The organism is Mycolicibacterium parafortuitum (genome assembly GCF_010725485.1).
In the GTDB taxonomy this organism is placed as follows: domain Bacteria; phylum Actinomycetota; class Actinomycetes; order Mycobacteriales; family Mycobacteriaceae; genus Mycobacterium.
The window spans coordinates 4,489,053-4,516,052 of record NZ_AP022598.1; the positions used below are offsets into that span (position 1 = coordinate 4,489,053).

At 63.3% G+C, this 27,000-nt stretch carries 22 protein-coding genes; 7 read left to right on the plus strand and 15 right to left on the minus strand.

Translation table 11 applies throughout. The annotated features are described in order from the left end of the window. Positions 1–1,026 carry an alcohol dehydrogenase catalytic domain-containing protein gene (locus NTM_RS21245; RefSeq protein WP_163767595.1) on the minus strand — a complete coding sequence of 342 codons (1,026 nt, stop codon included), beginning with the start codon at positions 1,024–1,026 and terminating at the stop codon, positions 1–3. Between the two features lie 59 nt (positions 1,027–1,085). Then, positions 1,086–3,830 carry an ATP-binding protein gene (locus tag NTM_RS21250; RefSeq protein WP_082929338.1) on the minus strand — a complete coding sequence of 915 codons (2,745 nt, stop codon included), beginning with the start codon at positions 3,828–3,830 and terminating at the stop codon, positions 1,086–1,088. Between the two features lie 53 nt (positions 3,831–3,883). Between NTM_RS21250 and NTM_RS21255 the strand changes: the two genes are divergently transcribed. Further along, on the plus strand, positions 3,884–4,342 hold the full coding sequence (locus tag NTM_RS21255; protein ID WP_066830397.1) for a winged helix-turn-helix transcriptional regulator: 459 nt from the start codon (positions 3,884–3,886) through the stop codon (positions 4,340–4,342). A 567-nt stretch (positions 4,343–4,909) separates the two neighbouring features. On the opposite strand, the gene NTM_RS21260 is transcribed toward NTM_RS21255, so the two are convergent. Beyond that, positions 4,910–6,034 carry a hypothetical protein gene (locus NTM_RS21260; RefSeq protein WP_133057223.1) on the minus strand — a complete coding sequence of 375 codons (1,125 nt, stop codon included), beginning with the start codon at positions 6,032–6,034 and terminating at the stop codon, positions 4,910–4,912. A gap of 144 nt (positions 6,035–6,178) precedes the next feature. Between NTM_RS21260 and NTM_RS21265 the strand changes: the two genes are divergently transcribed. Further along, complete coding sequence (locus NTM_RS21265; protein WP_133057224.1) at positions 6,179–6,910, plus strand: hypothetical protein; 732 nt, start codon at positions 6,179–6,181, stop codon at positions 6,908–6,910. Positions 6,911–7,067: 157 nt separating this feature from the next. On the opposite strand, the gene NTM_RS21270 is transcribed toward NTM_RS21265, so the two are convergent. The 6 genes from NTM_RS21270 to NTM_RS21295 all read right to left on the minus strand — a co-directional run bounded on the left by NTM_RS21270 (position 7,068) and on the right by NTM_RS21295 (position 14,946). Then, complete coding sequence (locus NTM_RS21270; RefSeq protein ID WP_163767597.1) at positions 7,068–9,050, minus strand: UvrD-helicase domain-containing protein; 1,983 nt, start codon at positions 9,048–9,050, stop codon at positions 7,068–7,070. A 233-nt stretch (positions 9,051–9,283) separates the two neighbouring features. Beyond that, positions 9,284–10,150, minus strand: a complete 867-nt coding sequence (locus NTM_RS21275; RefSeq protein WP_133057225.1) for a hypothetical protein — start codon at positions 10,148–10,150, stop codon at positions 9,284–9,286. Then, positions 10,147–11,661 (minus strand): site-specific integrase, encoded by a 1,515-nt coding sequence (locus NTM_RS21280; RefSeq protein ID WP_179963969.1) that lies wholly within the window; start codon positions 11,659–11,661, stop codon positions 10,147–10,149. The genes NTM_RS21275 and NTM_RS21280 overlap by 4 nt, the downstream gene beginning before the upstream one ends. Continuing rightward, positions 11,651–11,986 carry a helix-turn-helix domain-containing protein gene (locus tag NTM_RS21285; protein WP_065070328.1) on the minus strand — a complete coding sequence of 112 codons (336 nt, stop codon included), beginning with the start codon at positions 11,984–11,986 and terminating at the stop codon, positions 11,651–11,653. The genes NTM_RS21280 and NTM_RS21285 overlap by 11 nt, the downstream gene beginning before the upstream one ends. Then, the gene (locus NTM_RS21290) at positions 11,983–13,053 is read right to left on the minus strand and encodes a tyrosine-type recombinase/integrase (protein ID WP_163767600.1); all 1,071 of its coding nucleotides are present in this window, start codon (positions 13,051–13,053) and stop codon (positions 11,983–11,985) included. The genes NTM_RS21285 and NTM_RS21290 overlap by 4 nt, the downstream gene beginning before the upstream one ends. A gap of 477 nt (positions 13,054–13,530) precedes the next feature. Further along, complete coding sequence (locus tag NTM_RS21295; RefSeq protein ID WP_232079797.1) at positions 13,531–14,946, minus strand: pyridoxal phosphate-dependent decarboxylase family protein; 1,416 nt, start codon at positions 14,944–14,946, stop codon at positions 13,531–13,533. 560 nt (positions 14,947–15,506) lie between these two features. On the opposite strand from NTM_RS21295, the gene NTM_RS21300 reads away from it, so the two are divergent. Next, on the plus strand, positions 15,507–16,850 hold the full coding sequence (locus NTM_RS21300) for an FAD-binding oxidoreductase (protein WP_272955251.1): 1,344 nt from the start codon (positions 15,507–15,509) through the stop codon (positions 16,848–16,850). A 71-nt stretch (positions 16,851–16,921) separates the two neighbouring features. Beyond that, entirely contained in the window at positions 16,922–17,542 is a 621-nt protein-coding gene (locus tag NTM_RS21305; protein WP_163767606.1) for a TetR/AcrR family transcriptional regulator, read from the plus strand. Between the two features lie 16 nt (positions 17,543–17,558). On the opposite strand, the gene NTM_RS21310 is transcribed toward NTM_RS21305, so the two are convergent. Together NTM_RS21310 and NTM_RS21315 are read right to left on the minus strand one after the other, a co-directional pair. Then, complete coding sequence (locus NTM_RS21310; protein WP_163767609.1) at positions 17,559–18,311, minus strand: SDR family NAD(P)-dependent oxidoreductase; 753 nt, start codon at positions 18,309–18,311, stop codon at positions 17,559–17,561. Positions 18,312–18,329: 18 nt separating this feature from the next. After that, on the minus strand, positions 18,330–19,451 hold the full coding sequence (locus tag NTM_RS21315) for an alkene reductase (protein ID WP_163767612.1): 1,122 nt from the start codon (positions 19,449–19,451) through the stop codon (positions 18,330–18,332). A gap of 218 nt (positions 19,452–19,669) precedes the next feature. Here NTM_RS21315 and NTM_RS21320 point away from each other — a divergent pair, with 218 nt between their 5' ends. Further along, the gene (locus NTM_RS21320) at positions 19,670–20,569 is read left to right on the plus strand and encodes a cutinase family protein (RefSeq protein ID WP_232079799.1); all 900 of its coding nucleotides are present in this window, start codon (positions 19,670–19,672) and stop codon (positions 20,567–20,569) included. A 39-nt stretch (positions 20,570–20,608) separates the two neighbouring features. Here NTM_RS21320 and NTM_RS21325 read toward each other — a convergent pair whose 3' ends face one another. The 3 genes from NTM_RS21325 to NTM_RS21335 all read right to left on the minus strand — a co-directional run bounded on the left by NTM_RS21325 (position 20,609) and on the right by NTM_RS21335 (position 23,141). Then, a complete protein-coding gene (locus tag NTM_RS21325; protein WP_083143756.1) occupies positions 20,609–21,148 on the minus strand; it encodes a hypothetical protein in 540 nt (179 codons plus the stop codon). A 62-nt stretch (positions 21,149–21,210) separates the two neighbouring features. Next, positions 21,211–22,512 (minus strand): TrpB-like pyridoxal phosphate-dependent enzyme, encoded by a 1,302-nt coding sequence (locus tag NTM_RS21330; protein WP_163767615.1) that lies wholly within the window; start codon positions 22,510–22,512, stop codon positions 21,211–21,213. A 44-nt stretch (positions 22,513–22,556) separates the two neighbouring features. Then, on the minus strand, positions 22,557–23,141 hold the full coding sequence (locus tag NTM_RS21335; RefSeq protein WP_104861045.1) for a TetR/AcrR family transcriptional regulator: 585 nt from the start codon (positions 23,139–23,141) through the stop codon (positions 22,557–22,559). A 110-nt stretch (positions 23,142–23,251) separates the two neighbouring features. Between NTM_RS21335 and NTM_RS21340 the strand changes: the two genes are divergently transcribed. Then, a complete protein-coding gene (locus NTM_RS21340) occupies positions 23,252–24,481 on the plus strand; it encodes an FAD-dependent monooxygenase (RefSeq protein ID WP_083143703.1) in 1,230 nt (409 codons plus the stop codon). Between the two features lie 65 nt (positions 24,482–24,546). Further along, positions 24,547–25,944, plus strand: a complete 1,398-nt coding sequence (locus NTM_RS21345; RefSeq protein ID WP_232079801.1) for an MFS transporter — start codon at positions 24,547–24,549, stop codon at positions 25,942–25,944. Here NTM_RS21345 and NTM_RS21350 read toward each other — a convergent pair. Next, a complete protein-coding gene (locus NTM_RS21350) occupies positions 25,927–26,994 on the minus strand; it encodes an alpha/beta fold hydrolase (RefSeq protein WP_163767620.1) in 1,068 nt (355 codons plus the stop codon). The genes NTM_RS21345 and NTM_RS21350 overlap by 18 nt on opposite strands. Between the last annotated feature and the right edge of the window lie 6 nt (positions 26,995–27,000).

Sequence of the window (27,000 nt, forward strand, 5' to 3'; positions counted from 1 at the left end):
TCACTGAGCGAGGGTGAAGTCGAGGACGACGCGGAATCGTGCGCGGCCGGACATCATTCGGTCGTAGGCGCGCGGTGCTTCGTGAAAGGGGAGTGGTTCGATCATCGGGGCGATCTGGTGCGTGAGGCTGAATGCGAGGTTGTCTTCGTTATCGATGGCGGATCCGGTGAGGCTTCCGATGATGCTGCGCCCGCCGAAGATCAGATCGGGTGTGTGGACCGGTACCGGTTCTGGTGAGGCTCCGACGACGATCATTTTGCCCCGTGGTTGGAGTCCGGCTACCAGTCCGGCCATCGATGCTCCGTTGGCGGCCGTGGCGATGATCGCTGTCGCCCCGCCGAGTGCGGTTAGCGCGGCGGCGGGGTCTTCGGCGGCGCTGTCGATGTAGTGGTCGGCGCCCAACGTCGAGGCCAGTCGAGCCTTTTCGGTGCCGCGGGCTAGTGCCGCGACGCGGTAACCCATTTTCTTGGCGTACTGCACGCCCAGATGTCCTAATCCGCCGATACCCTGTACCGCCACCAGGGAGTTCACCGGCGCCTGGGCGACGCGCAGGGCGTTGAACACGGTCACCCCGGCACACAACAGGGGTGCGGCCGTCAGCGCGTCGAACGCCTCCGGAACCCGCACCAGCCCAGAGGCCCTGGCGTAGACGATCTCGGCATACCCGCCGTCGACGGTTGTCCCGGGCTGGGGTTGGTCGGTGCAGTTGACGAAGTCACCGCGGCGGCAGAAGTCGCACTGACCGCAGTGGCCGCCCAGGAATCCCACCCCGACGCGGTCACCGACCTGCCACCGAGGTTCCACCCCGGCGCCGACGACATCAATGGTCCCGACTACCTCGTGACCGGGAACCATTGGGGTCGTCGGGTCTGGACGCTGTCCCTCCACGGCCAGAACATCGCTGTGGCATACCCCGCACGCGGCCGTCCGGATCCGCACGTGCCCGGGGGCGGGGTCGTGCAGTTCGCGGTCGACGAGGGAGAATTCGCGATGTCCAGTGACCTGATATGCCCGATAAGAGTTCATGTATCCATGCCATCAGCTCCAGCGGCGTCGCGGCATAAGTACGTTGACCACAAGTACGGCTACTCGCCGGCGGGCGTGGCGTTGTCGAGTTCGATGGCGTCTCGTAGTTGAGCGCGGCGAGTGATGCCGAGCTTGGGGAAGATCTTGTACAGGTGCGCCGCAACCGTCCGATGTGAGATGTAGATTTGGTCGGCGATCTGGCGGTTGGTCAGTCCGGCCGCTGCGAGCCGTGCGATCTGTAATTCCTGCGGCGAGAGTTTGGTCGTGAGCACGTCGATTGCCGATGCCACGCCTGGCACCTGCACGCCGGCGGCGCGCAGTTCGCCTCGTGTGCGTTGAGCCCAGGGCGCTGCTCCGCGGTGTTCGAAAAATCTTAGTGCTGCGGCTAACTGGGTGCGTGCGTCGATGATGCGTCGTTGTCGTCGGAGCCATTCGCCGTAGCTCAACTGGGTGCGGGCGTACTCCAACGGCGCTTGGGCCTCGGCGTCCTCGATGTCCAGCGCGGCGTGGAAGTGGTGCTCTGCGTGCTGGTCCGTACCGGCGATCAAGGCCCGGCTGCGGTGTACCAGCATGACGATGTGTGGGGAACCCAGCGCGCTCGCCTCGGTGTCGATCTCGTCGACAAGCTGGCAGATCACTCGGGTGTGGCCACTGGCGACGGCGGCTTCGGTGAGGTCGGCGATAGCCCAGCGACGGGAACTGCGGTCACGGTTCATCTGCGAAAGTTCGGTGAAGGCGCGCTCGCTGTCGTGTGTGCTCAGAGCAAGCAGGCCACTGGCCCAGGCCAGGTCGTCGAGCCACAGTAGGGGAGTGTCGCTGGGCAGGTTCTGTTGCGCTGTCGCCAGTGACTGCTGAGCGGATTTGGTATCGCCCTGCCATGCTTGGATCCGCGCCAGCAGGGCGGCTGCAGCGCCCATGCTGAGCCCGAGATCCGCATCGGTGGCGATCCGGAATGCGTTGTGCGCGCTGACGGCGGCCTCGGTCAATTGCCCGGCGATGATCTGCGATCGCGCTGAGCCGCGCAGCGCCTCACACTCGATCGCGGGCGCACCTGTCCTTCGGGCCACCTTGATGGAACCGTCCCAGCATGACTGAGCGGTCGCCAGATCAGAAGCCGACTCGGCGGCCAACCCCATCGACATCAGCGCCGTCAGATCATCACTCAGGGCATCCTGCAATGTTGCGGCGCGGCAACGGAACTGGCGGGCATACTTGGTGTCCTCAAGGGTCGCCAAGGCCACTTCGACTGCCGGGTGGTCCAGGTGCTCGATTTGGTGCAGGCGCTCGGCGATCAGATCACGGTCACGTTCGTCGAGTCCGTGCATCCGACACTGCGCTGCCGCGGCGGCGAGCAGGCGGATATGGGTGTCCAACTCACCGTGGCTTCCCAACCGGTCCGCCAGCGCCACCAGATCCTCTACCGGCGGCGCCGTTACGCCGGTTGTGACGGCGAGGGTGAAGCGCGCGAACGCAAGATCGAACTGGTGCCCGAGATCAATGGCCAACGGCTCGGCCTCATCGAGGATGTCCATCGCTTCGGCGGTCAGCCCTGCCCGGTACGCGGGTTCGATTGCGCGGACGAGGCGGCGGATGCGATCGTTCGCCGACGGCGACAGCGCGGCCGCACGCCGCCATGCGCGTGCCGCTTCTGCATTGGCGCCACGAAGTTGTGCGGTCTGGGCCGCGGTTTCGAGGTCGGCGGCGACCCCCTCATCGGATCTATAGGCCGCCGCCGACCGGTGCCAGGCGGCTCTCATCGCATCGGTGGTCGCGTCGGCCAGCGCCTGGTGGAAGGCCGAGCGTTGCGTCAGAGGTATCGCCCGGTAGGCCACAGACCGGATCAGGGGATGGCGCACCTGGAGCGATCCGGCGACGACTGTGATCAGCCCGCACCGCTCGAGTGGATCCAGATCGGCATCTGACAGACCGACGTGCCGCGCCGCGTCGGCAAGTTCAGCCATTGCAGTATCTCCGCCGGCGGCGATCAGTCCCAGCATCCGGCGACTGGGTTCAGGAACGCCATCCAGTTGCTCCCGGAAAGCGCGTTCGATGCGACGCGTCGTCGGCAGAGGCGTCGGCGACGGGTTTCTCTGTTCCTCGCCGCCGGCCAACAGTGCCTTCGTGAGTTCGGCGATGGCCAACGGATTTCCCGCAGCTTCGGTCAAGACGCGCCGTTGGGTAAGCGCGCTGACCCCGTGCCCGTCGACACCGGCCAGCGCCTCCTCCATCAGGACGCGCGACGTCGCGATATCCAGTGCCTCCAACTGGAGGTGCGGCAACGACGAGAGTTGTGACGATTCCCCGTCGATGCGGGGCCTTGCGGCGCACAGCATCATCACCGGCGAGTTCGTGATGCGGCGCCCGATGAAGGTCACAACGTGCAGCGTGGAATCGTCGAGCCACTGCGCATCGTCGATCACGAGCAGCATGGGTCGGGTGGCCGCGGCCTCCTCGATCAGCCCGAGCGTCGCGACGCCGATCAGCAGCGGGTTGGGCACGCCGGCCTCAGCGAGGCCGAGGGCGGCCAGCAGGGTCGTCCGCTGGTGCTCTGGCAACGCGTCGGCGCTACTGAGAATCGGGTGCACCAATTCGTGCAGACCCGCGTAGCCCACCGTGGCCTGCGACTGCACCCCGGCACACGACAAGACGATGAACCCCTGGCGCTTCGCCCACCCTGTGGCAGCCGCCAGCAGGGTGGTCTTCCCGATCCCAGGCTCGCCTTCTACGACCAATGCACATCCGCGCTCTGCCAACGCGGTGGCGGCGGCGGTGATCGCCTCCAGCTCGTTGTCGCGGCCGATCACGTGCCGACGGTACCACCCTGGATTGGAGATGCCAACTCAGATAGGGTGTGGCGATGCGTACCGATCCGTGGTCCGACGATCCCTGTCCTATCGCGCGCGCTATGGCGGTCATCGGGCAGCGGTGGTCGATGCTGATCATTCGCGAAGCATTCCTCGGCAGAACCCGATTCTCGGAGTTCAAGGAGCAGTTAGGAATTGCCTCGGATATCCTCAGCGCCCGGCTGGCCGAACTTGTGTCGGCCGGCGTACTGGAGACCGTGGAATACCGCGAGCCGGGCGACCGCACCCGCAGCCGTTACGAGTTGACGCAATCCGGTCGCGACTTGGTCGTGGTCCTTGGAGCAATCGGCCAGTGGGGCTACAAACACGCAGACCGAAGCAAAGGCACGCCGTATCGATTCGTCGACAGCAATGGCGAGCCAGTCATCGCAGGCTTCCGGCACCGTGACGGTACCGCGGCGGCCAGCACGGATGTCCGCCTGGTCAGCGCCGCCGCGCCGATCTCGCAATGACAACACCCGGATCTACCTGCCGGCCGCACCCGCGACGTGACGCGACCTGCCACTGAAGCGAGCAAGTTCGCGCATTACCCGGCGCTGCAGCCGACACGAGTCCCGCTGAGCACGGCCTTTGCCGGGAAGTATCGCAACACGGGAAGAACGAACGACGGGAGGGCTATGGCCGCACGAGGCCGGTGTCCGTTAACGGCTGATTTGACGGCGTAATACAGCGAACTGCCGACCCGAGTGAGAAAAAATCCTTATGCTCTCCTCCTCAATTGAGTTGGCGGACCGGGGCAGCTGCCCTGCGGTCAGCGCGAACTGGCCGCATCAAGAGACCGGACAACAAGAAGAGCAGCCGAATGATCTGTTCCTACAATGGAATTGAGCAGTTACTGGTAACCCGCCATATTCGATTCCTGCATATTCTTCCAGTTGGTCTGGCCGGGCAGACTGCGGCGGTCGGTACTGGATCGAACTAGCTCCGCCCGAGGCGGACATGATCATGGATACCGTCCTGCGGTTATCCACGCCGATGTCCATCCTGTGGGGCCGTGAGGTTCACGCCCCTGTGCTGGGCTAAGTAGTGTTATCCGTCGCAATGATCGGAGGTTGCGGCACGCTCCTGACGTTTAACGATCCCTCGGCGATTCCGTGATGAAAGCTCGCTGCGCGTGGGTTAGGTGGCACCGTGAAATCCTCGCTCGGCGGCGCAGTGCTCACCATCAAAGTGTCGAGGTGATCTAGGTCCGGCCACGCAAAGACAATTGACTTCCAACTCGTGACGGGAAATCCCTTACGCATGAAATAGAGGCCGTGGGGGCGGTAGAGCCGCCTGACGGGCGGTGTCTCGAAACCTATCAGGAACTCGATGCCAGCGATTTGAACGTACCCGCCCAGTATTTCGCTGCTCATATTCGCGAGGCGCAGGCGCGCGGATTTGGTGATGATCGGTTGGTCGTTGTCGCGATCAAGCAGCATGTACATGCCCCAAGTGGGAGGCCAGTCGGCTCCACGCCACAGGATCTCAGCCAATTGTTCGGTCGTAACCCCTAGTCGAAAGCGGTATGCAGGCGAGCCGTCGATCTCCATCGTTCCTGACTCGATGGCACCCCATATGACTTTGAGGAGCCAGAGCTCGAAGAAGGGTCCGCTGGCCAAAACGAACCCGCGCGAGAATTCGCTCCTGCGGTCATTGCCGAGGTATTTGAAAATGTCGAGCTGGTCCTCCACGAGGTACCGGAAAAATTCAGCGGCCATCTTGTCCAACGGCCAGAGTGCGCTGTTGTGTCGGTGGCACAGCATCCGCGTCGAGAGACCCTGCCGACCAACAGTCTTTGACCGTTGAGCCTTGTCCTGCCAGGACGCGCCTTCGACGATGACGACCTTGCCGTCGTGAGAAATGGCTTCGAGCACATCATCGGTGATGAAGTGCTCACGGGTGAGCTTGTCGTCGCAGTCGTTGCTTCTGCGTGCGTAACAGCCAGGGTTGGCGTACCCGGTCCGCGGTCCGGTCAGTAGCGGCGGAGGTCGCGTGGCGATCCAGCGTTGCCCCTCCCCGAGATGGCATTCCCGTGACTGACGGCCGGATCCGCAAGGGCAGCGGTGTTCTGGTGCCGGGTGAAAGTACTGATTGAACTCGACGTCGGCGGTACGCACCACCCCGACCAATGGCTCGATGGGCTCCTGTAAGCCTTCGCTCATGGAAAAACGATAGCGTCCGCCTCCGACACTGAATCCCAATGCGAGGCGGTTCCGGCGGCCTGTGCTTCTGGCTACGTCGCGAAGGCAGCGCAAAGTAGCCACCAGCGTGGCCATTTCTAGCACTGCAGCCGAGCAGTGCCTTCCGTGTCCGAGGGTCTGCCATGCGATTATCTGTGGGTGGATTGGCTAGTCAATTGGTGGCACGGTCTATTTTGGACACAAGCGTGGGGGAACGCTGCCGAGTGGTTCGGGGCAATCGGAACCGGGGGAGCCTTCATAGCGGCCGTGGTGTTCTTTATCCACGAGCGGCGAACTGCAAACCGAGGCCAAGCATCGTTAGTCTTCGTCAGAAAAGTAAAGGGCGCTTACGTCGAGATCACGAACAGGTCCGATAAATCGATCTTCGATGTCCGCACGGTAGTAGATCCGATGTCGATGATGACTGCTCTGACAATTGGTGAGGTCAATCAAACGCCGGCAATGGGTGTAGGCGGATCCAACACCTACAAATATCCGTCGCACGAATACTATCTCCTGATGCGGCGTTTGCTAAAGGAAAAAGCGCGAAGGTTTAGTGCGAACTCACCCAATCAAGGGGATGTTGAGATACCGGCGGGTGAGAAACACGAAATTTTTGTGCCCGAGCTGATGTTCAATTTGGACGAAGCGTACGTCTTATTTCTCGACGCCTACGGCAGGAGTTGGGCGGTCAATTCTCGCACCCGGAAAATTATCGGCGCGGGTCAGTACAGGCCTAAATCAGAGAGATTCAAGGAACGATTTTCCTCTCGGTGGTGGATTGCTAAAAATGAAGTCCACTATATATGGGACAATTACATGGATCACCGCAGCGGGAAGCCGGGCCCTCCGGAGTAAACGTGCTAGCCTCGTTCCCCAACTAGCTCGTTACCATGCATGTGAATGCTGGCTAGCCATTCGGTAGTTTGGATTCGTGCATAATCGGTCTGCATAGCCCGCGATAAGAAAGGGCGGGCCCAATGCTCTAAAAATAGGAAATCGCGGTTTGGCACCGCTAAACGAAACTACCCCGCACTCCGCGAATTAGCCGCTTAGAAATCCCTTGCAAAAGAACTTCGGGGGCGCCACCGTCCTCTTCGTTCACGAACACCATGACATCCCGTTCGGCACGACTGATCGCCAGGTAGAGCAGCGACAGCAACCGGCTTTTCTCGTTAGGGGCAACGTAGGGGGCCTGAAGGTCGGGAATGCCAGCAACAATGACCGTCTCGAACTGCAAACCAGCAAGATACTCTGCAGGCCCAACCAGTAACCCACGGCGCCGATAGCCTAAGCCATCAACGTCGCCCCGGCCGGTGATAGACGCGACGTGATAACGCCCTGACTGAGAAATTTGATGCGCTAAATTGGTAAATCGAGGCCATTGGCGCGTATCAACAACTGCTAACGCCACCCGCCCGTGCGGGTAGACATCCCGAATTACGCGGTATATGTCAGTTTCTTCTGAATTATGAGATTCCGAAGTTGTTAATGTTGGAATAGGGCCATCGTCCTTAGTCGATTCCACTTTTGAAAAATCGATATCCCACTCATGCCCTAAGTTGTGAGTCGGAAAGAACAAGTGAATATGTTTGATCAACTCCAAGATCTGCGGCGTGAAGCGGTGAATTCTAGTTAGCTCAAGGTTGGTAACCTCCCCGAAAGAAATTTCGGGAGCAAAATTAGTGGATGACTGCACGTGGTCCGCAGCGATTCCAATAAATGATTCCGACGGCGACTGTCGTGGATCAAGAGCCATGAATATCTTCGGATAACTTCTCACGTCGCGGGTCAAGTAGTGCAGAACCTGCCGTTCAAGCGGACTAAACAAATGAAACTCATCGACAAAAACAAGATCATACCCCTCATCTTTGCGTGACCTGTTCCATGCATGGGTTTCGAGGTGGCTCAGAAAGTCTGCCAGTACCTGGTCTGAAGTCATTAACGAGCGCGCTTCGAGACCCTCCATGAAGCGCGTGTACAGCAGAAATACAACCTCTAGGTCAGCCCTCGATGAAAGGGGCAACATCCATGGTGCTCGCGGAATCTGAAAATACCTTGTGTCGGAACCCGCTCCGGGGAATATCGCGGCTGCGCCTATGACCGAACCGAATTCAACCAAGAGGTCCCATGCCAAAGCGCTCCGGTCCTGTTCATTAGCGGAGTCGAGTCTCGATCGAAGTTCACTAGAAGCTTTTGCACGGTATGTAACCCAGTCGCCCTCGACAAAATTATCGATCACGTCCATAATTTCGTCTAACTGTGCCTGCTTTCCGCTGAAGCTGTCCTCTCCAAGTACGGTGAAAGTCGAAACACTTGATGCATATGCGGGTGAAATATTCTCGGCAATTTCAAGCAGCGGGAAGACATCTATTTCTGGCAGCGGCCCGAGGCTCATCGAATCAATGGACTCGGAAATCTCTGTGGCTAGCGACCAACTATGCGTTGTGACAAGGACGCGGATGTCCTGATCTACCTGCCTCGCTCGAAGGACCTCCGCAATCGCCTTCATGGTGAGAGCGAGGGTTTTCCCAGAACCTGCGGGGCCGCGTAACCGAATTGAACTTGTCGCCGGCGCGTCGATGAAGGATCGCTGATCGTCACTAATCGCCTCAAGCCATCGATCATATGACCAACCCTTGGTTGGCGACTGAGATAGCGCAGGCAGGTACATATCCACATCAGCTGCGCTGGACTGGCCTTCGAAGAAATCCGTTGCTGACTGGATGACTCTGTTCCACTGGGCTTCCAAATCAGGAAGCGTGGGCCTGCCCGCGAGATCGAAATCTTCGAGGGTGGTTTTGCTGTCCGATGTAGTAGTGCGCCAATACACGACATCTGACCGGGTCCCGGGCAATACCTCCGCAATCCAGCGTGTTTCACTCGCCCCTCTGGGAACCGCGAAAAATGCGACAAGATTGCCGTGCTTGTACTGGTGCCAACCTCTGGGTAAGGATAGCTTCCCAGAAATCTTGACGCGGTCAACAAAAGAGGCCATCCGCCCTAGAACGCTGCGACGAGATCTAGCTAGATCCGCCGGAGTGTGCTTGTCCGTCCATCCTTCGTCGCGAATAAGTACTACACGCTGTGTCTCGAGATCATCGTTAGCCGTAACCAAGTACTCAGCTTCGTCTGTCTCGCTCAGGTGGAGGTCGACGGATGCATCTACCGCCTCTGGCGCCAAACCTGTCGCTAGAACGCGGAGTGCGTTCGCGGACGTAACAAGAGGCTTCATTTCAACGCATCTCCCATGAGCTCAAAATAGACATCGCGGGCCTCTTCGTACTCATGAGGTAGCCCAATAGCCATGAACACGGTGGCAAAGCGCTGAACCAGCGCATGTGTGTAGCGATCGCGTAGTCGGGAGATGCGCTTGTATTTGGCATCCCTATGTTTCGGGCCGATGGCAACTTCAGGCTCCCAGACCTGCTCTAGGTGGCGGAGGTATGCGAAGTATCCTCTGTCGTGAGATGCGGCAAATGTGCTGATGAACATCGCATCACCAGGAGGGCGCTGATAGGCCTCCCTTACCGGATCCAGCACTCTTGCGACAGCATTCTTACGCGTAGGCGGTTTATCGCCGCCCAATTGGCCGTCGACGAGGTTTCTCAAGGCCTGATTCAGTTCGTCCGCGGACGCGTCTAATTGCTGAATCGATTCGATTGCAGCCCTGGCGATTACGGCATCTTTCTCAAGCAGCTTCAAGGCTTGGATTATGGAGTCCGCGGACTCTTCCGTGGTCCAGTGCCGCAATCGCTCCGCAGACACTCGCGGCCCGCCGATGCGGTCTAGTATTTTGAGCAACTCGCCAACAGGCTTCTCCACGAGTCGGTTTCGCACACGAGGGACTACCATCTCGAGAAGATACTCTTCGGCTGTCAGTAGTGGTATGCAAGTGACTCGACCATGATGCTTGTTGAAAGCGAGGTCGCAATCGGCCGTAATCACCATTAGGTGGCGCTCCCACATTGCAGCATTGATATCAATGGCCTCCAGAATGTCACCTTGGCGAAGAGGCTCCGATGTGCTGAAATCACAAAATTCGGCAAACACATCGGCCATCGGTGCGTCCCCTTGATGTCTGTTGGTACCGATCATGCGCCGCTGCCACCACGACTCTCGACTCGAATCGCCGAATACCGAACCCAAGGCTGCGCTGCGAGTGCAGCGTGCCAATGCACCACTTGGTCGCTGTAGCCCAACATCTCGGCAACGACCGGAGGCGGTACCTGGATCACGAGTTCGCGCAGTGCAGTGTTACGAGCCCCCAGCAGGTCGATCCCGAGCCACCGAAGACGATCCATCAGTGTGTTGGGGTGTAGGTGCTCGCCGGGCCGATACCCCGGAAACAGCCAGGGATTGTCTGCTCCTGCTGTGCGAAGGTTTGGCCTGTTGGTGACGTGGCTCTTGAGCAGTGCAGCGAATGGCTCAGGAACGGGCGAGGGAGTAACGCCGAGTTCGAGCGATAGTCCGTCGGGAGAGACAAGCACCTTGCTCATCGGTATGGCTGCGACCTTCACGAGTGGCTGGGCGTAGAGCAGTAGCAGCGTTCCGGCGACCCGGTAGGGGAGCGATTCGCTGTCGCCGGACAGAAGCTCTCGAATCCACTCGAGCCGCTGATCTTGCGTGAGAACCCGGACCGTCTTGGCCTGTCGATGTCCGAGCGTGATTGATCGGTTGACCCGCATCTTTTGGCACCAAATGATGAACGTCCGGATGAGGTGCCGTGTGGTCGGACCCCCTGCGACCCAAAGGTCCACGTCTTGCTGTGTGCAGTCGGCGATAGTTCGGCCACGTTCAGTTCGAAGCCACTCGAGGAACTTCAGTGCCTCAGTGATGTCCTGCTTCGAGGCGTGAACGGGTCCGCGCGTCGGCTTCCCGGCGAGTGCCAACTCGTTGATACGTTTGAGGTGGTGCCAAAAAGCGAATTGCCTTATCGGCTGCGCTATCTCGGCGTCAGACACCGGGCGCAGCTTGTCTTCGATCCACCGCTCGAAGTAGGCAAGATACTTATCACGTGCGGTAATTACGTCATGGTGCTGCAGGATGGCCCGTAGGTGGTCGACGTGCCGGCCCGCGGGCTCGTACTGGTCCAGGCCGTCGTGGGTGAGGGGAGTGGTGCCATCTCCGAGGGAGCGTAGGAGTGCTTGAACCTTGTCCGATCGTTTCCACGTGATGATGCTCTCGGCGCGATCGGCTGCGCACAGGGCGTCGATAAGTTGTGTGAAGCTCGCGGGGGAGTCCGGGTGGAGGAACGCCCGCTCAAGGTCTTCGCGGAGGCTGCAACGTGCGCATACATTGCCGCGGTAGGGTCGCCGCTCCTCGTTGCACGACGTGCAGTAGAAGTTCTGCCGGATACGTGCGCAGTCTCGGCAGACCGCTTGATCGCTGATTTCCAGCCGGCCCGGCAAAAGGCGGTGGAATCCGCAGCTGGGACAGTCGCCGTACAGGCTGGTTGCTTCGTAGTAGCAGGAATTGCAGATGCAGCCTTCTGGCCATGTTGCTGCCGTGCGCCGCATCTCGCGGTGGCAACGAGCGCACTCCATTGATCCGTCGGTGACTTTGGGACGTCCGCGAACGGTATTCCGGCGCAGCGGTTCAATCGTCATCGCTGAGGATCCGAGCACGTTTGGGGCGGATGGCCTTGTTGAGTTCTACGACGTTCTCTCGGCCGGCGCTGGCGGCCTTCTTGCGGGCGTCGGCAGCGGTGACAGTGACGAGATCGTCTGGGCCGCAGTCGAAGATGTCGCAGAGGGCGGCGATGAGCTTCAGAGAGACCCGTTCGGGTCGTTGGTGGACGAGTCGGTAGACCTGTGGCCGTGACAGCGTGATGCCGCGTTCATTCAGCCGTGGGATGAGGTCGGTACTGTTGTGCATCTGATTACCCGCCATGAGCTCGGCGAGCCGCCATTGGTAGTCGACATCGCGTTTCATCCGGCGCCGCCGTTCAGCTTCGACTCAAGCGCTGCGGCGATAGTGGCGTCGAGCGCATTTCGCAGCGTCCGGGTGCGGTAGTCGCTGCTGACACAGCTGTAGATCGCTGTGGTCGACGCGTGCTCATGACCCATTTGGTGCTGAACGAACATCGCATCCCAGCCGGCTTCGAGCAAGTGCGTTGCATAGGATCGCCGGAACGAGTGGAGATCGAGGCCGGGCGAGAGGTCGAGATCGTCACAGTACCGGCGGAACCGCCTGATGAGTGTGGTTTCCGAGACGAGATTTCCGCGTTCGCTGGGGAACAGGTCGATCCCGTCGTCCATATGGGGCTGACCATTCTCCAGCCAGTCGACCAGCACTTCGGGCGTCCAATCGAAGACTGTCAGGACGCTGCGCCGCTTCGGCGGGGAGCCCTTCTTCGCTTTGCCGTATCGCACATGAACCAGGCCGAACTTTCCGAACTCCTTAGCGTGGGGGTTCCTTGCTAAGTCGACCGTCTGCAAGTGGGCCAGTTCGTTGAACCGCAACCCATACGAGTAGGCGATCTTGAACATCACGGTGTCGCGGTATGCGGGCAGCCAACCCTTTCTGCTCGAAGCTACGACGGCAGATACCTGCTCGTCGGCATGATCGAAGAAGTCTTGAAGTTCGCGCTTGGTGAATGCGCGTTTCTCGGGCCGGGCCTCGTTCTCCTGGACGTGTCGAGCGGTATTCCAGTCGAAGAAGACTTGGGAGGGGTGAGTCCCGAACAGTGCTTCGCAGACGCGGTCCCAGCCGTAGTCCGGATTGCTGACATAGGAGCAGAATTGTCGCAGGCCGACCTGATACGAACGGATCGACGACTGGGCGAGTCCGTGGATACTCCGAAGATCGCCGAAGAACTCGTCGACCATGGCGACGGTCCAGGTCCATGGGAACTCGTTCGAGTGCTCGATGAAGCGCTGCACCTGCGTGATGCGTGAGTCGATAGTCTCGAACTGCAGATTGCGGCTGAGCTGCTGGTTGCGCCAGCCCTGGAGCATTTCGGCGACTGTCTGTTCTTCGGGGTGCAGGCGTTGATTCATCTGATGCAATATGCAGTGGGTTAACTTGACATAATGTGGCTTATCGGTGAACGCCTCAACAGTAGACCGCCCGAGCCGGCCCCGGCCGTCCGCCCATCCGGATGGCCGATCCGAAACTAGTTGGGAGTAATCCGGGAAAACCAACTCCCAGTTCGAATCAGATTTCAATCACTTAATGATTGATTTATCGGTTAGGTGTCGAGATGCGGATGCTGGTCAGTGCGGGCCCGCCTGTCGATTCTTCGGCGGCCCACCCTCCGTCAGTCGGCCGCCCCATCAAAGCGTCACAGTGACGAATTGATATGTCCCGCTGGGTCATTGACCATTCAGTATGCGACGTTACGAGTGACACCCACATGGTTAGATCGGCTGTCAGGCGGAGGCGACGATGGCTCCTGAGGAGCCGACTGTGGCTGAGCTGTCACTGGACGTGGCCGAGCGTTGCGTCTGATGGCGGATTTGGCGTGACCGGCGGCCTTACTCCTGTTGAGCCTTTCGCGCCGCCGCCAGCGATTGCCGCAGCGCTTCAGCGAGGCGGTCGACGTCATTATCCGCTGTCGTCCAGTTGGAGAAGGACACGCGTATCGCCGCTCGACCGTGCCATTCGGTTCCCGCGACCCACGCCTCTCCGCTTCGTCGCACGAGTTCTGCTACAAGCCAAGTGCGCTCGTCGCTGTCGTCAGCACGGATCAGGACCTGGTTGAGCACGACGTCATTGCACACCACAAAGCCGTGCGTGCCCTGGATCATCTGGGCCAGACGGTCGGCATGGTCGCAGCAGCGTTCGATCAGTTGTCGCAGCCCCTCCCTGCCTAACGAGGCGAGCGCTGCGTAGACGGGCACCGCCCGTGCACGCCGGGACATCTCGGGCACCAGGACACCGGGTTCGCGCTCGCTACTCGTGGGCAGATAGCTGGTGTTGGCTCCCAGCGCCGAGCGGGCAGCTTGGGGATCGGCAACGATGGCCAGGCCGCAGTCGTAGGGAACGTTGAGCCACTTGTGCGCGTCGGTCGACCATGAGTCGGCCAGCTCGACACCTTGAACCAGTGTCGACAGTCGCGGCGATGCGCTAGCCCATAGTCCGAACGCGCCGTCAACGTGAACCCATCCGCCGTGCTCGTGGGTTGCCGCGACGATCTCTGACATCGGATCGCACGCTCCGGAGTTCACGTTGCCGACTTGTGCGCACACGATGGCGGGTTCGGAATCAGCGGCGAGCGCCTCGGCGAGCGCGTCCGCTCTCATGGCTCCTTGTGCGTCGACTGCTACGCGCTCGACGCGGCGCGCTCCCAAACCAATCATCTGCAACGCCTGCAGTACCGAGGGATGGACCTCGTCGCCCACCAGCACGCGAACACGGGGTGCCTGCGCGAGCCCATCGGCCTCGACGTCCCAACCTTGCCGCGCTAACAGCACGTGCCGTGCGGAAAGCAACCCGACGACGTTTCCCGCCGTGGCTCCGGTCACGAAACCCACGGATGCGTCCGTGGGCAGCCCAAGAGCGTCAAGAACCCAGCGCTCGGCGACGGCATCGATCGCAGCACCCGCCGGCGACGACATCCGGCTGTACGCCGTCTGGTCCCAGGTCGATACCAGCCAGTCGGCAGCCAACGCCGCGGGTAGCGTTCCCCCGACGACGAGTCCAAAGTAGCGGGGACCGGCGCACGCAATCGTTGCCGGACCGAGAGTGGCGGCTAACTTCTCGACTACCGAGACCGCATTCGTGCCTTGGTCGGGCAGCGGCCCGCTCAGGGCATCGACTACTTCGTCGTAGCTGGTACTCGCCGCGACCGGTCGGTGTGAGAGACCCGTCAGGTATTCCGTCGCCAGTTCCATCGCCCTTGGCAGAGCCGCGTACATGTCGGTTCGAACCGGGGCAGAATTCTGATCCATTGAAACTATCCTTTGTCCGGCTCGTTCTGGATTCTGTCCGACACTCTCTGTTGGTTCTGGACAGTAGCGAGCCCACCGGGTTCCACCGATGCAGAGAGCTTTCTGGGCTGTCTGATGTGCTGCCGGAGAACGGCACCGCATGCCGATCTTCTCCAGGATGACGTCGATAGTGTCCTGGCCCCTACCGGCGCCGTACGCACCCAACGTCGAGACGAACCCCCCCAGGTTCGAGCTGATATCGCTTGCTGGGTCGAGCCTGAAGGACAAGCTGACATAACGTACGGGCGCGTGCGACGCCCGTTACCGCGGAGCGTGTTGCCCACCCACGGCCCGAACCCATGGTCGTCATGAGAAGTACGCGCGACTCCCCATCGGGGGCCTTTCGAATGGTGTGCGGATCTTCGAGGTCGGCTATCGCCAGTTGGGCTCCAGTCGATGCGCCGACAACTGCTTTTTTTCCGGAGTATTTATTCCGGATAATGCTAGGGTAATCGAGTACGACCAGCAAGGGCGAGCCTGAACGAAGTTCCGCGCGCAGGAAGAAGCGATGCATGTCGGGAATGAGCCGTGACTTCTTGGCGCTACCAGGCAGCGAGGTGTATCGCGCGGGAACCACGCCCCACAACTCCTCGGTGGCGCAGCAACCGATCGCCGTCGCGCAACCACAACGTCCCGAGGACGTTGCCGAAGTGGTGCAGTGGGCCGCCGAAAGCGGTGTCGGAATTGCCGTCCAAGCGAGCGGGCACGGTGCCGGCGCAGCCATCGACGAGGACCGGGTGCTGATCGACACATCGGCGATGACGCAGCTGTCCATCGACCCCGACGCCGGCATCGCGCACGTCGGCGTCGGCATGACCTGGTCGGCCCTCAATGCGCAGGCGGAGAAGTTCGGGTTGATGGGCTTGGCCGGCTCCTCGCCGTCGGTGTCGATCGCCGGGTATACCTTCGGGGGTGGCGTGGGATGGCTGAACCGTCCGTATGGGATGGCCAGCAACAGATTGCTGAGGGTCGACTATGTCGACGGGCAGGGACGGCGACGCCGCGCCTCAGATGATGCCGACGACCCGGTGGACCGCGAGGCGCTGTGGGCGTTTCGCGGAGGTGGCGGAGTCGGCGTGGCCACGTCTGTGTCCATCGAGCTCGTAGCACCGCCGGAACTATGGGCCGGGTTTCACCTGTGGCACATTGATGCGCTGAAACCGGTTGTCGCCGCGTGGAGTACCGCCATGGACCGCGTCGGCGACGCGCTATCGACAAGCATCAGCGTGTTACACACGCCGCCGGATGCGCCGTTGCCGCCACCCCTGCGCGGGGTTCCTGTTGTCCATCTGGCGTTCGCTTCGCCGATGGGCGCCGAGGCGGCCTCGCCGTTGACGAACGCACTGCGCGTGGCGCCGCCTCCGGCATTCACCAGCACCTGGGCGCCGGCCGACGCCGCCCGGCTCGCCCAAATCCATCTGGACCCCCCTGATCCGGTACCCGCCCTGGGTTTGGGTCGGTGGCTGAATGTCGGCGCGGCCGGCGTGGCCATCGAGATGCTGTCGTGTGCAACCGCGCTCGATTCGCCGGTCAAGATGATCGAGGTACGCAACGTGCAACACCCGGGCTCGGGGCGGCGGGGCGCCCTCACCTCAGTCCCGGGAGCATATCTTCTCCACGCCGTCGGACTGGCCGCTGACGACCACTCACGCGCGGCAACCGACGATCTGCTCGCCCGAATACAAAGCACCGCGGCACCTGTCGACATCGGCATGGCAGCGGCCCCGTTCGCCGAAGGCCGCGTTGAGATCCCCGACGGGTTACCGATGGAAGCCCTGCAGCGCCTGGCGGCGATCCGTGCCGCGGTCGACCCTCAGGCTCGCATCCTGCCGACGCGGCTCATGGGTGGCGCCACCGGTGCATGAGATCCTTGGTCATGCCCACCGATTCCGCACCCACAGCGCGACGTCGCTCCCGCGCTCTTCGCAGCGACGCTGTGGCCAACCGCGAGAAGATCCTCACGGTGGCGGCCGAATTGATTTCGCAGCGTGGGCCCCACGTGCCCCTGGCCGAGATCGCGGAGGCCGCTGGCGTCGGCGTCGGCACGCTGTACCGCGGTTGGTCCGACCGTGTCGCGCTTCTGCATACGCTCGAGCATCGAGCCTACGATCAGCTGATAGCGATACTTGATCGCATCGAGGACGCGGGACAGACCGGCGCCGATGCCGTAGAGACCTACCTTCACGAATCCTTGAACCTCGGCGATCAGCTCGTACTGCCGTTGCGCGGAGCTCCTCCCTTGTTCGACAAGGACGCAATTGCCGCCCGCGCACGCATTTTCGCCGCGGTGGAACGGTTTCTCGATGACGGCAAACGCAACGGCAACGTGCGCGTCGACGTCCACGCGTCCGATGTCGTCTATTGCGCGTCCCAGATCACGAATCCGGCGCCCGACACGCCTGCGTTGCAGAAGCTCGCACGCCGCCACATAGCGCTGTTCGTCCACTCGATCCGCTCGCCGGCAGACCAGCCGCTCGCCGAGTCTGCGGTAAGCCCGCGAGATATCGAGAAATCGCTCGCCAAACGCGCATCGCGCTTCGGTAAACCCGACCACTGAAGAGCCGCGGCGCTGATCAGAGCATGAACACTCCCCCGTCGACGTTGAGGGTCTGTCCGGTGATGAAACCTGCGTCGTCCGAGGCGAGAAAGAACACCGGCCCGACGAGATCGCCGGCCAGCTGGTCGCGCTGGAGGGCACGGCGCTCACGTTGCGCCGCCAAGATCTCCTCGGGAAAGCTGTCGCGCACCGCTTGGGTGACCGTAAGTCCCGGCGTGATGACGTTGACCGTGATGCCGTAGCCCCCGAGTTCGCGAGCAAGCGACCGGCTCAAGCCGATCACACCGGCTTTGGCGGCCACATAATGCGACTGACCGGCGGTGCCGTCGAAAGTCGACCCGGATCCGAAGTTGACGATCCGGCCCCAGCCGAGGTTCTTCATCAGCGGCAAGACCGCCCGCGTCACGAGGAACGTGCCGGTGAGGTTGATGTCGAGGACCTGGCGCCACTGATCACTGGACATCTCCTCGAACGACACAATAGGAAACCAGCCCGCACAATTGATCAGCACATCGACCCGACCGGCATGCTGTCGCGCCTGTTCGGCCAGATCGGCGGTCCCGTCGGCCGTGGCGATGTCCGCCGCGGCGGTGACGAGCCGAGGATTGAGCCGCCCGTGGGTGTCCCAGCGTGCCCGCCATCCGCCAAGTGTCTCCTCGGACACGTCGCACGCGATGACAGTGTCGCCGTTGTCGAGGAAGCGGTCGACAAGTTCGGAACCGATGCCGCCTACCGCTCCGGTGAGCAGGACGACGCGATCAGTATTCATTGGCCTTCCTCTCGTCATCTAGACGTCGTTGCCGGCGACCTGCTGCGCCAGGGTCGGATAGTCGGTGTAGCCACGCTCGTCACCGCCGTAGAAGGTGTCCTTGTCGGGGGCGTTCAGTGTTGCGCCGGTCTTGATTCGCTCGACGATGTCCGGGTTGGCGAGGGTGCGCGTCCCGACAGTGATCACATCGCCGAGCCCGCTGGAGAGGTCCGCGGTGCGCTCCACCACACTGGCCCCGGCGCGGTTGAGGACCACCGGGCCGCCGAATGCCTGTCCCAAGGTGCGCCGTAACTCGTCGTCGCCGAACGAGATGTTCAGGTAGGCCAACCCGAGCGGGGCCAAGGCCGAGATCAGGGTTTCGTAGAGTTGCGGGACGTCGTCTTCGGCGACGTCGTTGAACGGATTGCCCGGCGAGATCTGGATTCCGGTTCGGTCGGCACCGACCACGTCGACTACCGCCTCGGCGACCTCGACGGCGAAGCGGATTCTGTTCGGAATGGAACCACCGTAAGCGTCGGATCGTTGGTTGGCATTACTCGACAGGAACTGGTGCACCAGATATCCGTTGGCGCCGTGAATCTCGACACCATCGGCGCCGGCGCGCATCGCACATGCGGCGGCGTGGCGGAAGTCGTCAATTGTCTTCTGCACCTCGGCGAAAGCCAGGGCGCGCGGCTCAGGTATCGGCACCAGCCCTTGCGCTGTGAACATCTGGGTGTGCGGCGCGACCGCCGAGGGAGCCACGGGTTGACGATGATGAGGGGTGTTGTCCGGATGGGAGATTCGGCCGACGTGCATCAGTTGCAGGATGATCCGTCCCCCGGCTTGGTGCACGGCATCGATGACCCGGGTCCAGCCGGCCACGTGCTCGTCGGTGTAGATGCCCGGAGTGACCAGATAGCCCTGGCCGTCGGCTGAGGGCTGAGTGCCTTCGGTAATGATCACAGCCGTCGACGCGCGTTGCCGGTAGTACTCGACGTTCATGGCGGTCGGCGACCCGTCGGGCGCTGAGCGGTCCCTTGTCATGGGAGCCATGGCAAGCCGGTGCGGCAGCGAGATCGCCCCGAGATCAGTCGGTGTCCAGAGCACGCTGTCAGGCGCGACATGCTCGGCGGGCAGTTGCGACAGAGCGGTGTTCATGGTTGCTCTCCTCTTCAAGGTTTCGGTTGTCGTGAGATCAGCCGCCATAGATCGGAAGCGGATCGGCGGATGTTGATGTCGTTGGCACTCTGATGAAGCATAACCATTATTCGGACGAATTATTCCGCTTAATGCCCCTGCAGCACTGCGACCGGGCTCGACTGCGACACGGCAAAGCCGTCACGGTGACGAAGCCGCCGGTACTGCGTGGAGGTCAGGTGACCGCCAAAGTAGTTGCTACACAGTCATTTTCAAGATCATGGGGCCGCCACGCCGATCGCGATCGCGGCGTCTTCCCGCGCGCACGACGCGTCGTGGCGATAAGTACCATCGGCGGTTGCCGACTCTGTCATAGTTCACGAGGGATTATCGGGGGGAAGAAACCAGTGACCTTTGGGATGCGCTTCGTCGGGCGAATGGTCGTCGCTTCCGCGCTGGCCATTGCCGCGCTGCCGGTGATCGTCCCGACGGCCGGATCGCAAGCATGTCCCGACATCGACGTCGTCTTCGCTCGCGGTACCGCCGAGCCGCCCGGAGTCGGCGGCGTCGGCCGGCGGTTCGTCGATTCGCTTCGTGCGCAGGTATCTCCGCGAACGGTGGATGTGCACGGCGTCAACTACCCGGCGAGCAGCAACTTCACCGGCGGGACGGTATTCAAGATGAACGTCGTCGAAGGCGTGCGCGACGAGTCCAACCATGTGCGGAGCGTGGCGTCGGTGTGCCCGAACACCAAACTGGTGTTGGGCGGTTACTCGCAAGGCGCGGTGGTGACGGCTCTGGCCACGTCCGGCGTGGTGCCGACCGGGATCGCCCGCGGAGCTGCGCCACTGCCGCTTCCTGCGCGCGTCGCCGACAACGTGGCGGCCGTGGTGCTGTTCGGGACTCCGGCGGGCTGGTCGGCGGAGAAGTACGGCGCCGCCGATATCCACGTCGGCCCGGCATATGCGAGCAAGGCACTCGAGTTCTGCGCGCCCGGCGATGCCGTCTGCACCGGTACGGTCCCGAGTCAGGATCACGGTCCGCACCACCAGTATGGTGTCAACGGCATGGCCGACCGGGCTGCCGCGTTCGCCGTGAGCCGGCTGAGCGCCCTGTCGCAGGGATCACCGGCGAGCTGAGAAAAGCCGGTTCGATTGACGCCGCTTGATTCCGCCCCGCTACGTGCGGTCGGGAAAGTGCGGCCCCGCACACGGCGGCGGCCAAGTGATCGTCGCGCCGCTTTCGCGGACACCCCACTTACGTCTGCCGGGCTGCCGCAGGTCCGGGTGTGAATCCTTCACCGGGGTGATCGCCACCGCGACCCACACTGCGGTGAGTGTCGCCGCAGCCACCGCGGCAACCGCGGTGGATGTCGCCAGGATCGGGCCCGCCGAGCCGGTTCGTGACCACCAGAACGCGCCGACACCGGCGACCGTCGACACCCCGGACAGGTAAGCGGCCGCGACACACCACCGGAACCGGCGGCGCCGCAGCGTGACGACCGAACAGGCCGCGGCGCCGGCGCCCAGCACCGATGCGGCCACCGGTACAGAGCCGCCCACAACCCACGCCACGATGACCGTCACGACCAGCGCCGTGGTCGCCGCCCACGCCGCGCGACGGGCCCACGCGGGCAGATGGACGTCGTCGAGGACCCGGTGTTCGATCTGTTTGAGCGTGGCCTCGATCGACTGACCGCGCGACCGCAGATGGAACACCGTGCTCACCTCTTCGAGAAAATGCCTGGTCTCGAGGATAGGCGCGTACGCAAATCCGCTGCTCAGATCCTGCCGTCGAGGTACTCCGCATACGCGGGCAGATCCAGCTGTCCATGCCCGGACAGCCCGATGATCACCACCTGCTCGCGCGGGTCGTCGGCGACATGCCTGGCGGCGGCTGCGATGGCATGCGTCGACTCCGGTGCCGGCACGATGCCCTGCGTCCGCGCGAACTGCACACCGGCGGCGAATGCGTCGTGTTGCGAGATGGCCACGCCTTCGACCAGGCCGAGCTCGACGGTGTGGCTGAGCGCCGGCGCCATACCGTGGTAGCGCAAGCCGCCGGCGTGAATCGGGTCAGGCACGAAATCCATACCGAGTGTGTGCATCTTGAGCAGCGGGGTCAGTCCGGCGACGTCGCCGTGGTCGTAGCGGTACTCGCCCTGGGTGATCGACGGACACGCGGCCGGCTCGGCGGCCACGACCCGCGGGTTCGAACGGCCGTGGATCTTCTCCCGCAGGAACGGAAACGACAGTCCGGCCAGGTTGGAACCACCACCGGCGCAACCGAACACGATGTCGGCGCCGTCCGGTTCGGCCAGCGCCAGCTGCGCGACGGCCTCTTGCCCGATGACGGTCTGATGCAGCACCACATGGTTGAGCACGCTGCCCAGCGCATAACGGGCGTCCGGGTCCGCCGCCGCGACCTCGACCGCCTCGCTGACCGCCATACCGAGGCTGCCGGTGGTGTTCGGGTCCTTGGCCAAGATGGCGCGGCCCGAGGCCGTGAGCGTCGACGGGCTCGAGTGCACCGTGCCGCCGTAGGTCCGCATGAGGTGTCCGCGATAGGGCTTGGACTCGTACGACGCGCGGACCTGCCACACCTCGATCTCCAGGCCGAACTGCGCCCCGGCGAACGACAGCGCGCTCCCCCACTGCCCGGCGCCGGTCTCGGTGGTCAGCTTCCGGACACCGTCGACGGAGTTGTAGTAGGCCTGCGCCACCGCCGAGTTGGTCTTATGGCTGCCCACCGGGCTGACACCTTCGTACTTGACGTAGATGTGGGCGCCGGTGTTCAGCGCCTTCTCGAAGCGCCGGGCCCGAATCAGCGGTGACGGCCGCCACATCGCGTAGATCTCCCGTACCTCGCGCGGGATCTCGACATAGGTCTCGGTGGACGCCTCCTGCGCGATCAACCCGCTGGCGAACAACGGCGCGAGGTCATCCGGGCCGACCGGTTCCCTGGTCCCCGGATGCAGATGCGGCGGGATGGGCTCGGAGAGCTCGGCCGCCAGGTTGTACCAGTGCGTCGGCACCTCGACGGCGACGAGGTCCGGATGGGTGGCATCGAGCTGTTCGGTCATGGCGGCCACTCTAACGACCACCTCGCCCCGTCCGAGGACGCCGCCTATTGCCTGCCGAAGTTGGTCGCCAACGGCAGAAAGATGTCGTCGACGATCTCGCGGATGGTGGCTTCGGGCACTGCGGTCATCGTCATCAGCATCTCGTGCCGCACCAGATCGACCGGAAGCGCGACGACGCGATCCGAAGGCGCCGCGGTCAGCTCACCGCGGCTGACCGCGCGCTCGACGATGGTTTCCATCGCGCTCGGCCCGTCGGTGAGGAACATCGTGCGCAGCTGCTGCGGCGACCCTCCCCCTTCGTCGAAGTACGCGCCGAGCCGTGCGGTGATCAACCCGATGATGCGTGAGCGCCGGTCGGCGAACTCGGTCAGGACCGCCACCACGTCGTCGCGCAGATTTCCGGTGTCGGGAGCCTCGATCCTGTCGTGTGCACCCCGGTGCCGGAGCACCGCCTCCAGCAGCTCCGCCCGGGACGGCCACCGCCGATACAGCACCGACCGCGCCGACCCCGACCTCGCGGCGACGGACTCGATGGTGAACCGCTCATAGCCCGCCTCGAGGAGTTGATCCCAGCCGGCCTCCAGGATCGCGGACTCCAATGCCAAGCCGCGACGACGCTGCCCGGACACACCTTTAGAGGACACTTGCGTAGCTTATCCCACGAAGGTACGTTCACGGATAAGCGACAGAAACGTAGCTTATTTGCAGCGCTCAGCGCATCACCCGATCCGGAGGATTCATGACGACTCGTAGTGCGCTGATCAGCGGCGCCGGCATCGCTGGACCGGTTCTGGCCTTCTGGCTCACCGAAGCCGGGTGGGACGTCACCGTCGTCGAGCGTGCCGAGCGGTTACGCACCAGCGGCTACCCGATCGACATCCGGGGCACTGCAATCGAAGTCGTGGAACGCATGGGCCTTTCCACCCAGATCGCGGCCCATCGCTATCAGCACGTCCCGCTGCAGGTCCTCACACCGGGCGGCCGTCGTTTGTGCCGACTGGATCTCGGCCAACTGGCCAACGACGCCGAGGCCGGTGACGTCGAGATCACCCGAGGTGAGCTCACCCGGATCCTGTTCGACGCGAGCGCCGACCGGGCCGAGTGCCTGTTCGGGGACAGCATCACCGCACTGACCGATACCGGAGACGGCGTCGACGTCACCTTCAGCCGTCATGGACACCGGCGGTTCGACGTGGTGATCGGCGCCGACGGGATCCACTCGAAGGTCCGCGCCCTGGCCTTCGGTCCCGACGCAAGATATCTCCACCATCTCGACGCGTACGTGACGATCTGGGACATCGACAACGAGATGTTCTCCCCCGCAACGGGTTACCTGTACTCCCACCCGGGCCGCACGCTGATGGTCGAACGCCTGCCCGACGGCGGCGCCGCTCGGGCATATCTGACGTTCGTCCATCCCGCCCCGGGCACGCTGAACCGGCACAACACGGACCAGATCGTCGCCGAGATCCGGCGGGCGTTCGCCGGCGACCGCTGGCGCACAACCGAAGTCATCGACACCCTGCCGGACACCGAGGACGTCTACTTCGACACCGTCAGCCAGGTGCGGATGGACCGATGGAGTCATGGACGGGTCGCACTCATCGGCGACGCCGCATACGCGCCGGCGTTCCTGTCCGGACAGGGCACCAGCATCGCGATCACCGGCGCGTACGTGCTGGCCTGTGAACTTGCCCGTCACACCGATCCGGAAGCGGCGTTCGGGATCTACGAACAGCGGATGCGCGAACATGTGATGAGAAACCAGGAGCTGGCGCTGCGCAACGACTCCACGGTGCTGCCACGCAACCGACGACAATTGTTGCGCCGCAACAGCATGGTGGTCGCCCTGCCCTGGCTGCGGCGGCTCGGCATCGACCGATGGCTTCGCGCTGATCTCCGCTCAGCTGCCACTGAGCTGTCCCTGTCCCCACATGATCTTCGGCGCTCCCCCAGCCGGCAGACATGAGCGTCGCGCTGCGGCGACCCCCTGGCGAAGTTCGAAACCAATGGAGCAAGCGGCTGGTCCTCTGGGTGGTCGTCCTGCTCCTTGCCAATGTCCTCGCCGATGTGGTCATCGGCGCGCCGCTGATGGTCCTGCCCGAGCTCTTGGACCGTTTCGACACCGATCAAGCCGCGTGGCTCAATGTCGGGGCGATGCTGGCCGGAGCCATCTGGTCGCCGCTGCTGGCCAAGAGTTCGGACATCGCCGGTAAGCGGCGCGTGCTGGTCATCACGCTGCTGGTAGCAGGCGCCGGAGCGCTGATCTGCCTCGTCGCGCCGAATCTCTGGACCTTTCTGGTCGGCCGGTTCCTGCAGGGCGCCGGCTTCGGCTCTGTATTTCTCACCGTCGCGCTGGTGCGGGAGATCAGCGCACCGCCGGTCGCGATGACCCTCGTAGGACTGTTGACGTCCGGTGCGTCGGTCGTCGGCGTGCTGGAGCCGTTCCTGATGAAGCCCGTCGTCGACGCGTACGGGTATCGGGGCGTGTTCACGGTGGCGGCGCTGCTGGCCGCCGGTGCCGCGCTCGGGGTGCGCTGCCTCGTCCCGGAGTCGCCGGTGCGCGCCGGTTCCCGGGTCGACGTGGCCGGGGGCGTCCTGCTCGGCGGCGGCGTGGGCGCACTCCTGGCCTACCTCACCCTCGCGCGGTCGGTCGGCTGGTCGGACGGGCGCATGATCGCGCTGGGTCTCGCAGGCATCGCCGCGCTGGCGCTGTGGGCGGTCTCCTCGCTGCGGCTGGCCGAACCGATCGTCGACCTGCGGGCGCTGCATCGCCCGGTGGTGCTGACGTTGGTGGCGTTGCTACTGGCGGCGGGCGCATTCCGGAGCGTGCTCCACCTGATCGGCATCGTGGCTCACGTGCCCGCGGATCTCGGGCTCGGCTACGGACTCGGCGACGGGGAGGCGATCGCACTGCTACTCGCCGTCCCGAATCTCGGCATCGTGGTCGGCGGTGTGTGCGCCGGTTGGCTGTCGGGGCGCCATTCCGGTCCTGCCCTTCCCCTGCTCGGTGGCATCGCGTTGGGGACGATCGCGGCGGTGACGATGCTCGCCGGTGTCTCAGCTCTTCCGCTGGCGGTCGGCTGCGCCGGTATGCTCGGCGTCGCCGCGGGGGCGATCGGCGCATCCGGTTACAACCTGGCGATGGACCACGCCGCACCCGCACAGCACGGCACGATCGCCGGACTGGTCTCGGTGACGCTCGCACTGGGCTCCGTCGTCGTCACCTTCGCCGGTGGTGAGGTGCTCAAAGCCACCGAGAGCGCCGCGGTCATCTCCGGGGGCGCTCCGGTCAGCACCGCGTTCGGGGTGTACCTCTACGTCGCCATGGCCGGTGCGTGTTTCGCTCTTGCCGCGATCCCCGCCGCGATGGTGTGGCGGACGAGGTCGACGGCCCGCGGTGCAGCCCCCGGCTCAGGCGGTGATCGGTGAGGCGATCTTCTCCATCCCGCGAGATCGCAATCGCTCCATCTCCACAACGTCACAGACGTTCTCGTCGCCGATCAGATCGTCGTTTCTCAGCCGCAGCACCGGCGCGCCCGGCGTGACAGTCGCGGCTTCCCACGGCGAGACATCGCGCCAATCGGCAATATTCAGCTCTGCGGCCGCTTTCCGAAGTATGTCGCCCAGCTCGCCGCCGAGCAGCTGGCGCACCGCACCGGCGCCGCGTTGCGGTTGCCCGATCAACCACGAATGGCAGGCGTTCTGGACCTTGTAGAGCGCGGCGCCGGCGTCTTCGGCTACCGCGTGGGCGTTCTCGAACGGGATGATGGCGTCGTCGGCACCATGAAGCACGATGGTCGGGACCGCCCGCTGCTGGAGCAATTTCAGCAATGCAGTGGAATCGCCGGCCCGCATCAGCGCCTGCGTGGCTCCGCAGAATCCGGTCGGCGCCATGACCTTGCCCATCAACATGACGCGCAGCATCTGCAGGTAGCGTCCGACCGCCTCGACTTTCATCCTCAGCGGATCGCGCGACAGATCGTAGAGTGCGCCTGCCACCGTGTGCAGCATCTGGCTGGGTGAGCGCATCACGGTCCGCAGCGCCGCGTCGAACGGCGCCCCGGCGGCGGCATCGAAAAGCAGTGTCGCGAGGATGCGTTCGGGTGCAAGGGCGGCGATCTGGATGGCCATCCGCCCACCCATGGAATGTCCGGCCAGCACCGCTCTGTTCACACCGAGAGCGTCCAGGGTGCGCAGAAGGACACCCGCCCTGTCGGTGAAATCGGCTGCGGTATCGGGAAGATCGTGGGTATCGCCGTGACCGGGCGCATCGATCGCCACAACGAGAAACCCGAGCCCAGCGATACGGCTCAGCGTCCTGAGGTAAGCGCGACGGCCCAGTCCGAGCCCGTGCAGGAACACCAACGGTATGCCACGACCGCCCACCGAGACGCCGACCCGGTGGCCATCTTCGAGTTCAATCTCGTGATGGCTCAGCCGGACTCTGCGACCAGCGAGCTGGGGCGTTGCACGTTCCATCGGCGC

What these genes read in the sequence shown, in the direction of transcription:
- NTM_RS21255 (WP_066830397.1), top strand. Translation starts at nt 3,884, where the DNA reads ATGCGTACCGATCCGTGGTCCGACGATCCCTGTCCTATCGCGCGCGCT.
- NTM_RS21275 (WP_133057225.1), bottom strand. Translation starts at nt 10,150, where the DNA reads ATGATCGGTACCAACAGACATCAAGGGGACGCACCGATGGCCGATGTG.
- NTM_RS21270 (WP_163767597.1), bottom strand. Translation starts at nt 9,050, where the DNA reads ATGGCCTCTTTTGTTGACCGCGTCAAGATTTCTGGGAAGCTATCCTTA.
- NTM_RS21300 (WP_272955251.1), top strand. Translation starts at nt 15,507, where the DNA reads ATGAGCCGTGACTTCTTGGCGCTACCAGGCAGCGAGGTGTATCGCGCG.
- NTM_RS21315 (WP_163767612.1), bottom strand. Translation starts at nt 19,451, where the DNA reads ATGAACACCGCTCTGTCGCAACTGCCCGCCGAGCATGTCGCGCCTGAC.
- NTM_RS21290 (WP_163767600.1), bottom strand. Translation starts at nt 13,053, where the DNA reads ATGAATCAACGCCTGCACCCCGAAGAACAGACAGTCGCCGAAATGCTC.
- NTM_RS21330 (WP_163767615.1), bottom strand. Translation starts at nt 22,512, where the DNA reads ATGACCGAACAGCTCGATGCCACCCATCCGGACCTCGTCGCCGTCGAG.
- NTM_RS21285 (WP_065070328.1), bottom strand. Translation starts at nt 11,986, where the DNA reads ATGAAACGCGATGTCGACTACCAATGGCGGCTCGCCGAGCTCATGGCG.
- NTM_RS21245 (WP_163767595.1), bottom strand. Translation starts at nt 1,026, where the DNA reads ATGAACTCTTATCGGGCATATCAGGTCACTGGACATCGCGAATTCTCC.
- NTM_RS21295 (WP_232079797.1), bottom strand. Translation starts at nt 14,946, where the DNA reads ATGGATCAGAATTCTGCCCCGGTTCGAACCGACATGTACGCGGCTCTG.
- NTM_RS21310 (WP_163767609.1), bottom strand. Translation starts at nt 18,311, where the DNA reads ATGAATACTGATCGCGTCGTCCTGCTCACCGGAGCGGTAGGCGGCATC.
- NTM_RS21260 (WP_133057223.1), bottom strand. Translation starts at nt 6,034, where the DNA reads ATGAGCGAAGGCTTACAGGAGCCCATCGAGCCATTGGTCGGGGTGGTG.
- NTM_RS21350 (WP_163767620.1), bottom strand. Translation starts at nt 26,994, where the DNA reads ATGGAACGTGCAACGCCCCAGCTCGCTGGTCGCAGAGTCCGGCTGAGC.
- NTM_RS21340 (WP_083143703.1), top strand. Translation starts at nt 23,252, where the DNA reads ATGACGACTCGTAGTGCGCTGATCAGCGGCGCCGGCATCGCTGGACCG.
- NTM_RS21280 (WP_179963969.1), bottom strand. Translation starts at nt 11,661, where the DNA reads ATGACGATTGAACCGCTGCGCCGGAATACCGTTCGCGGACGTCCCAAA.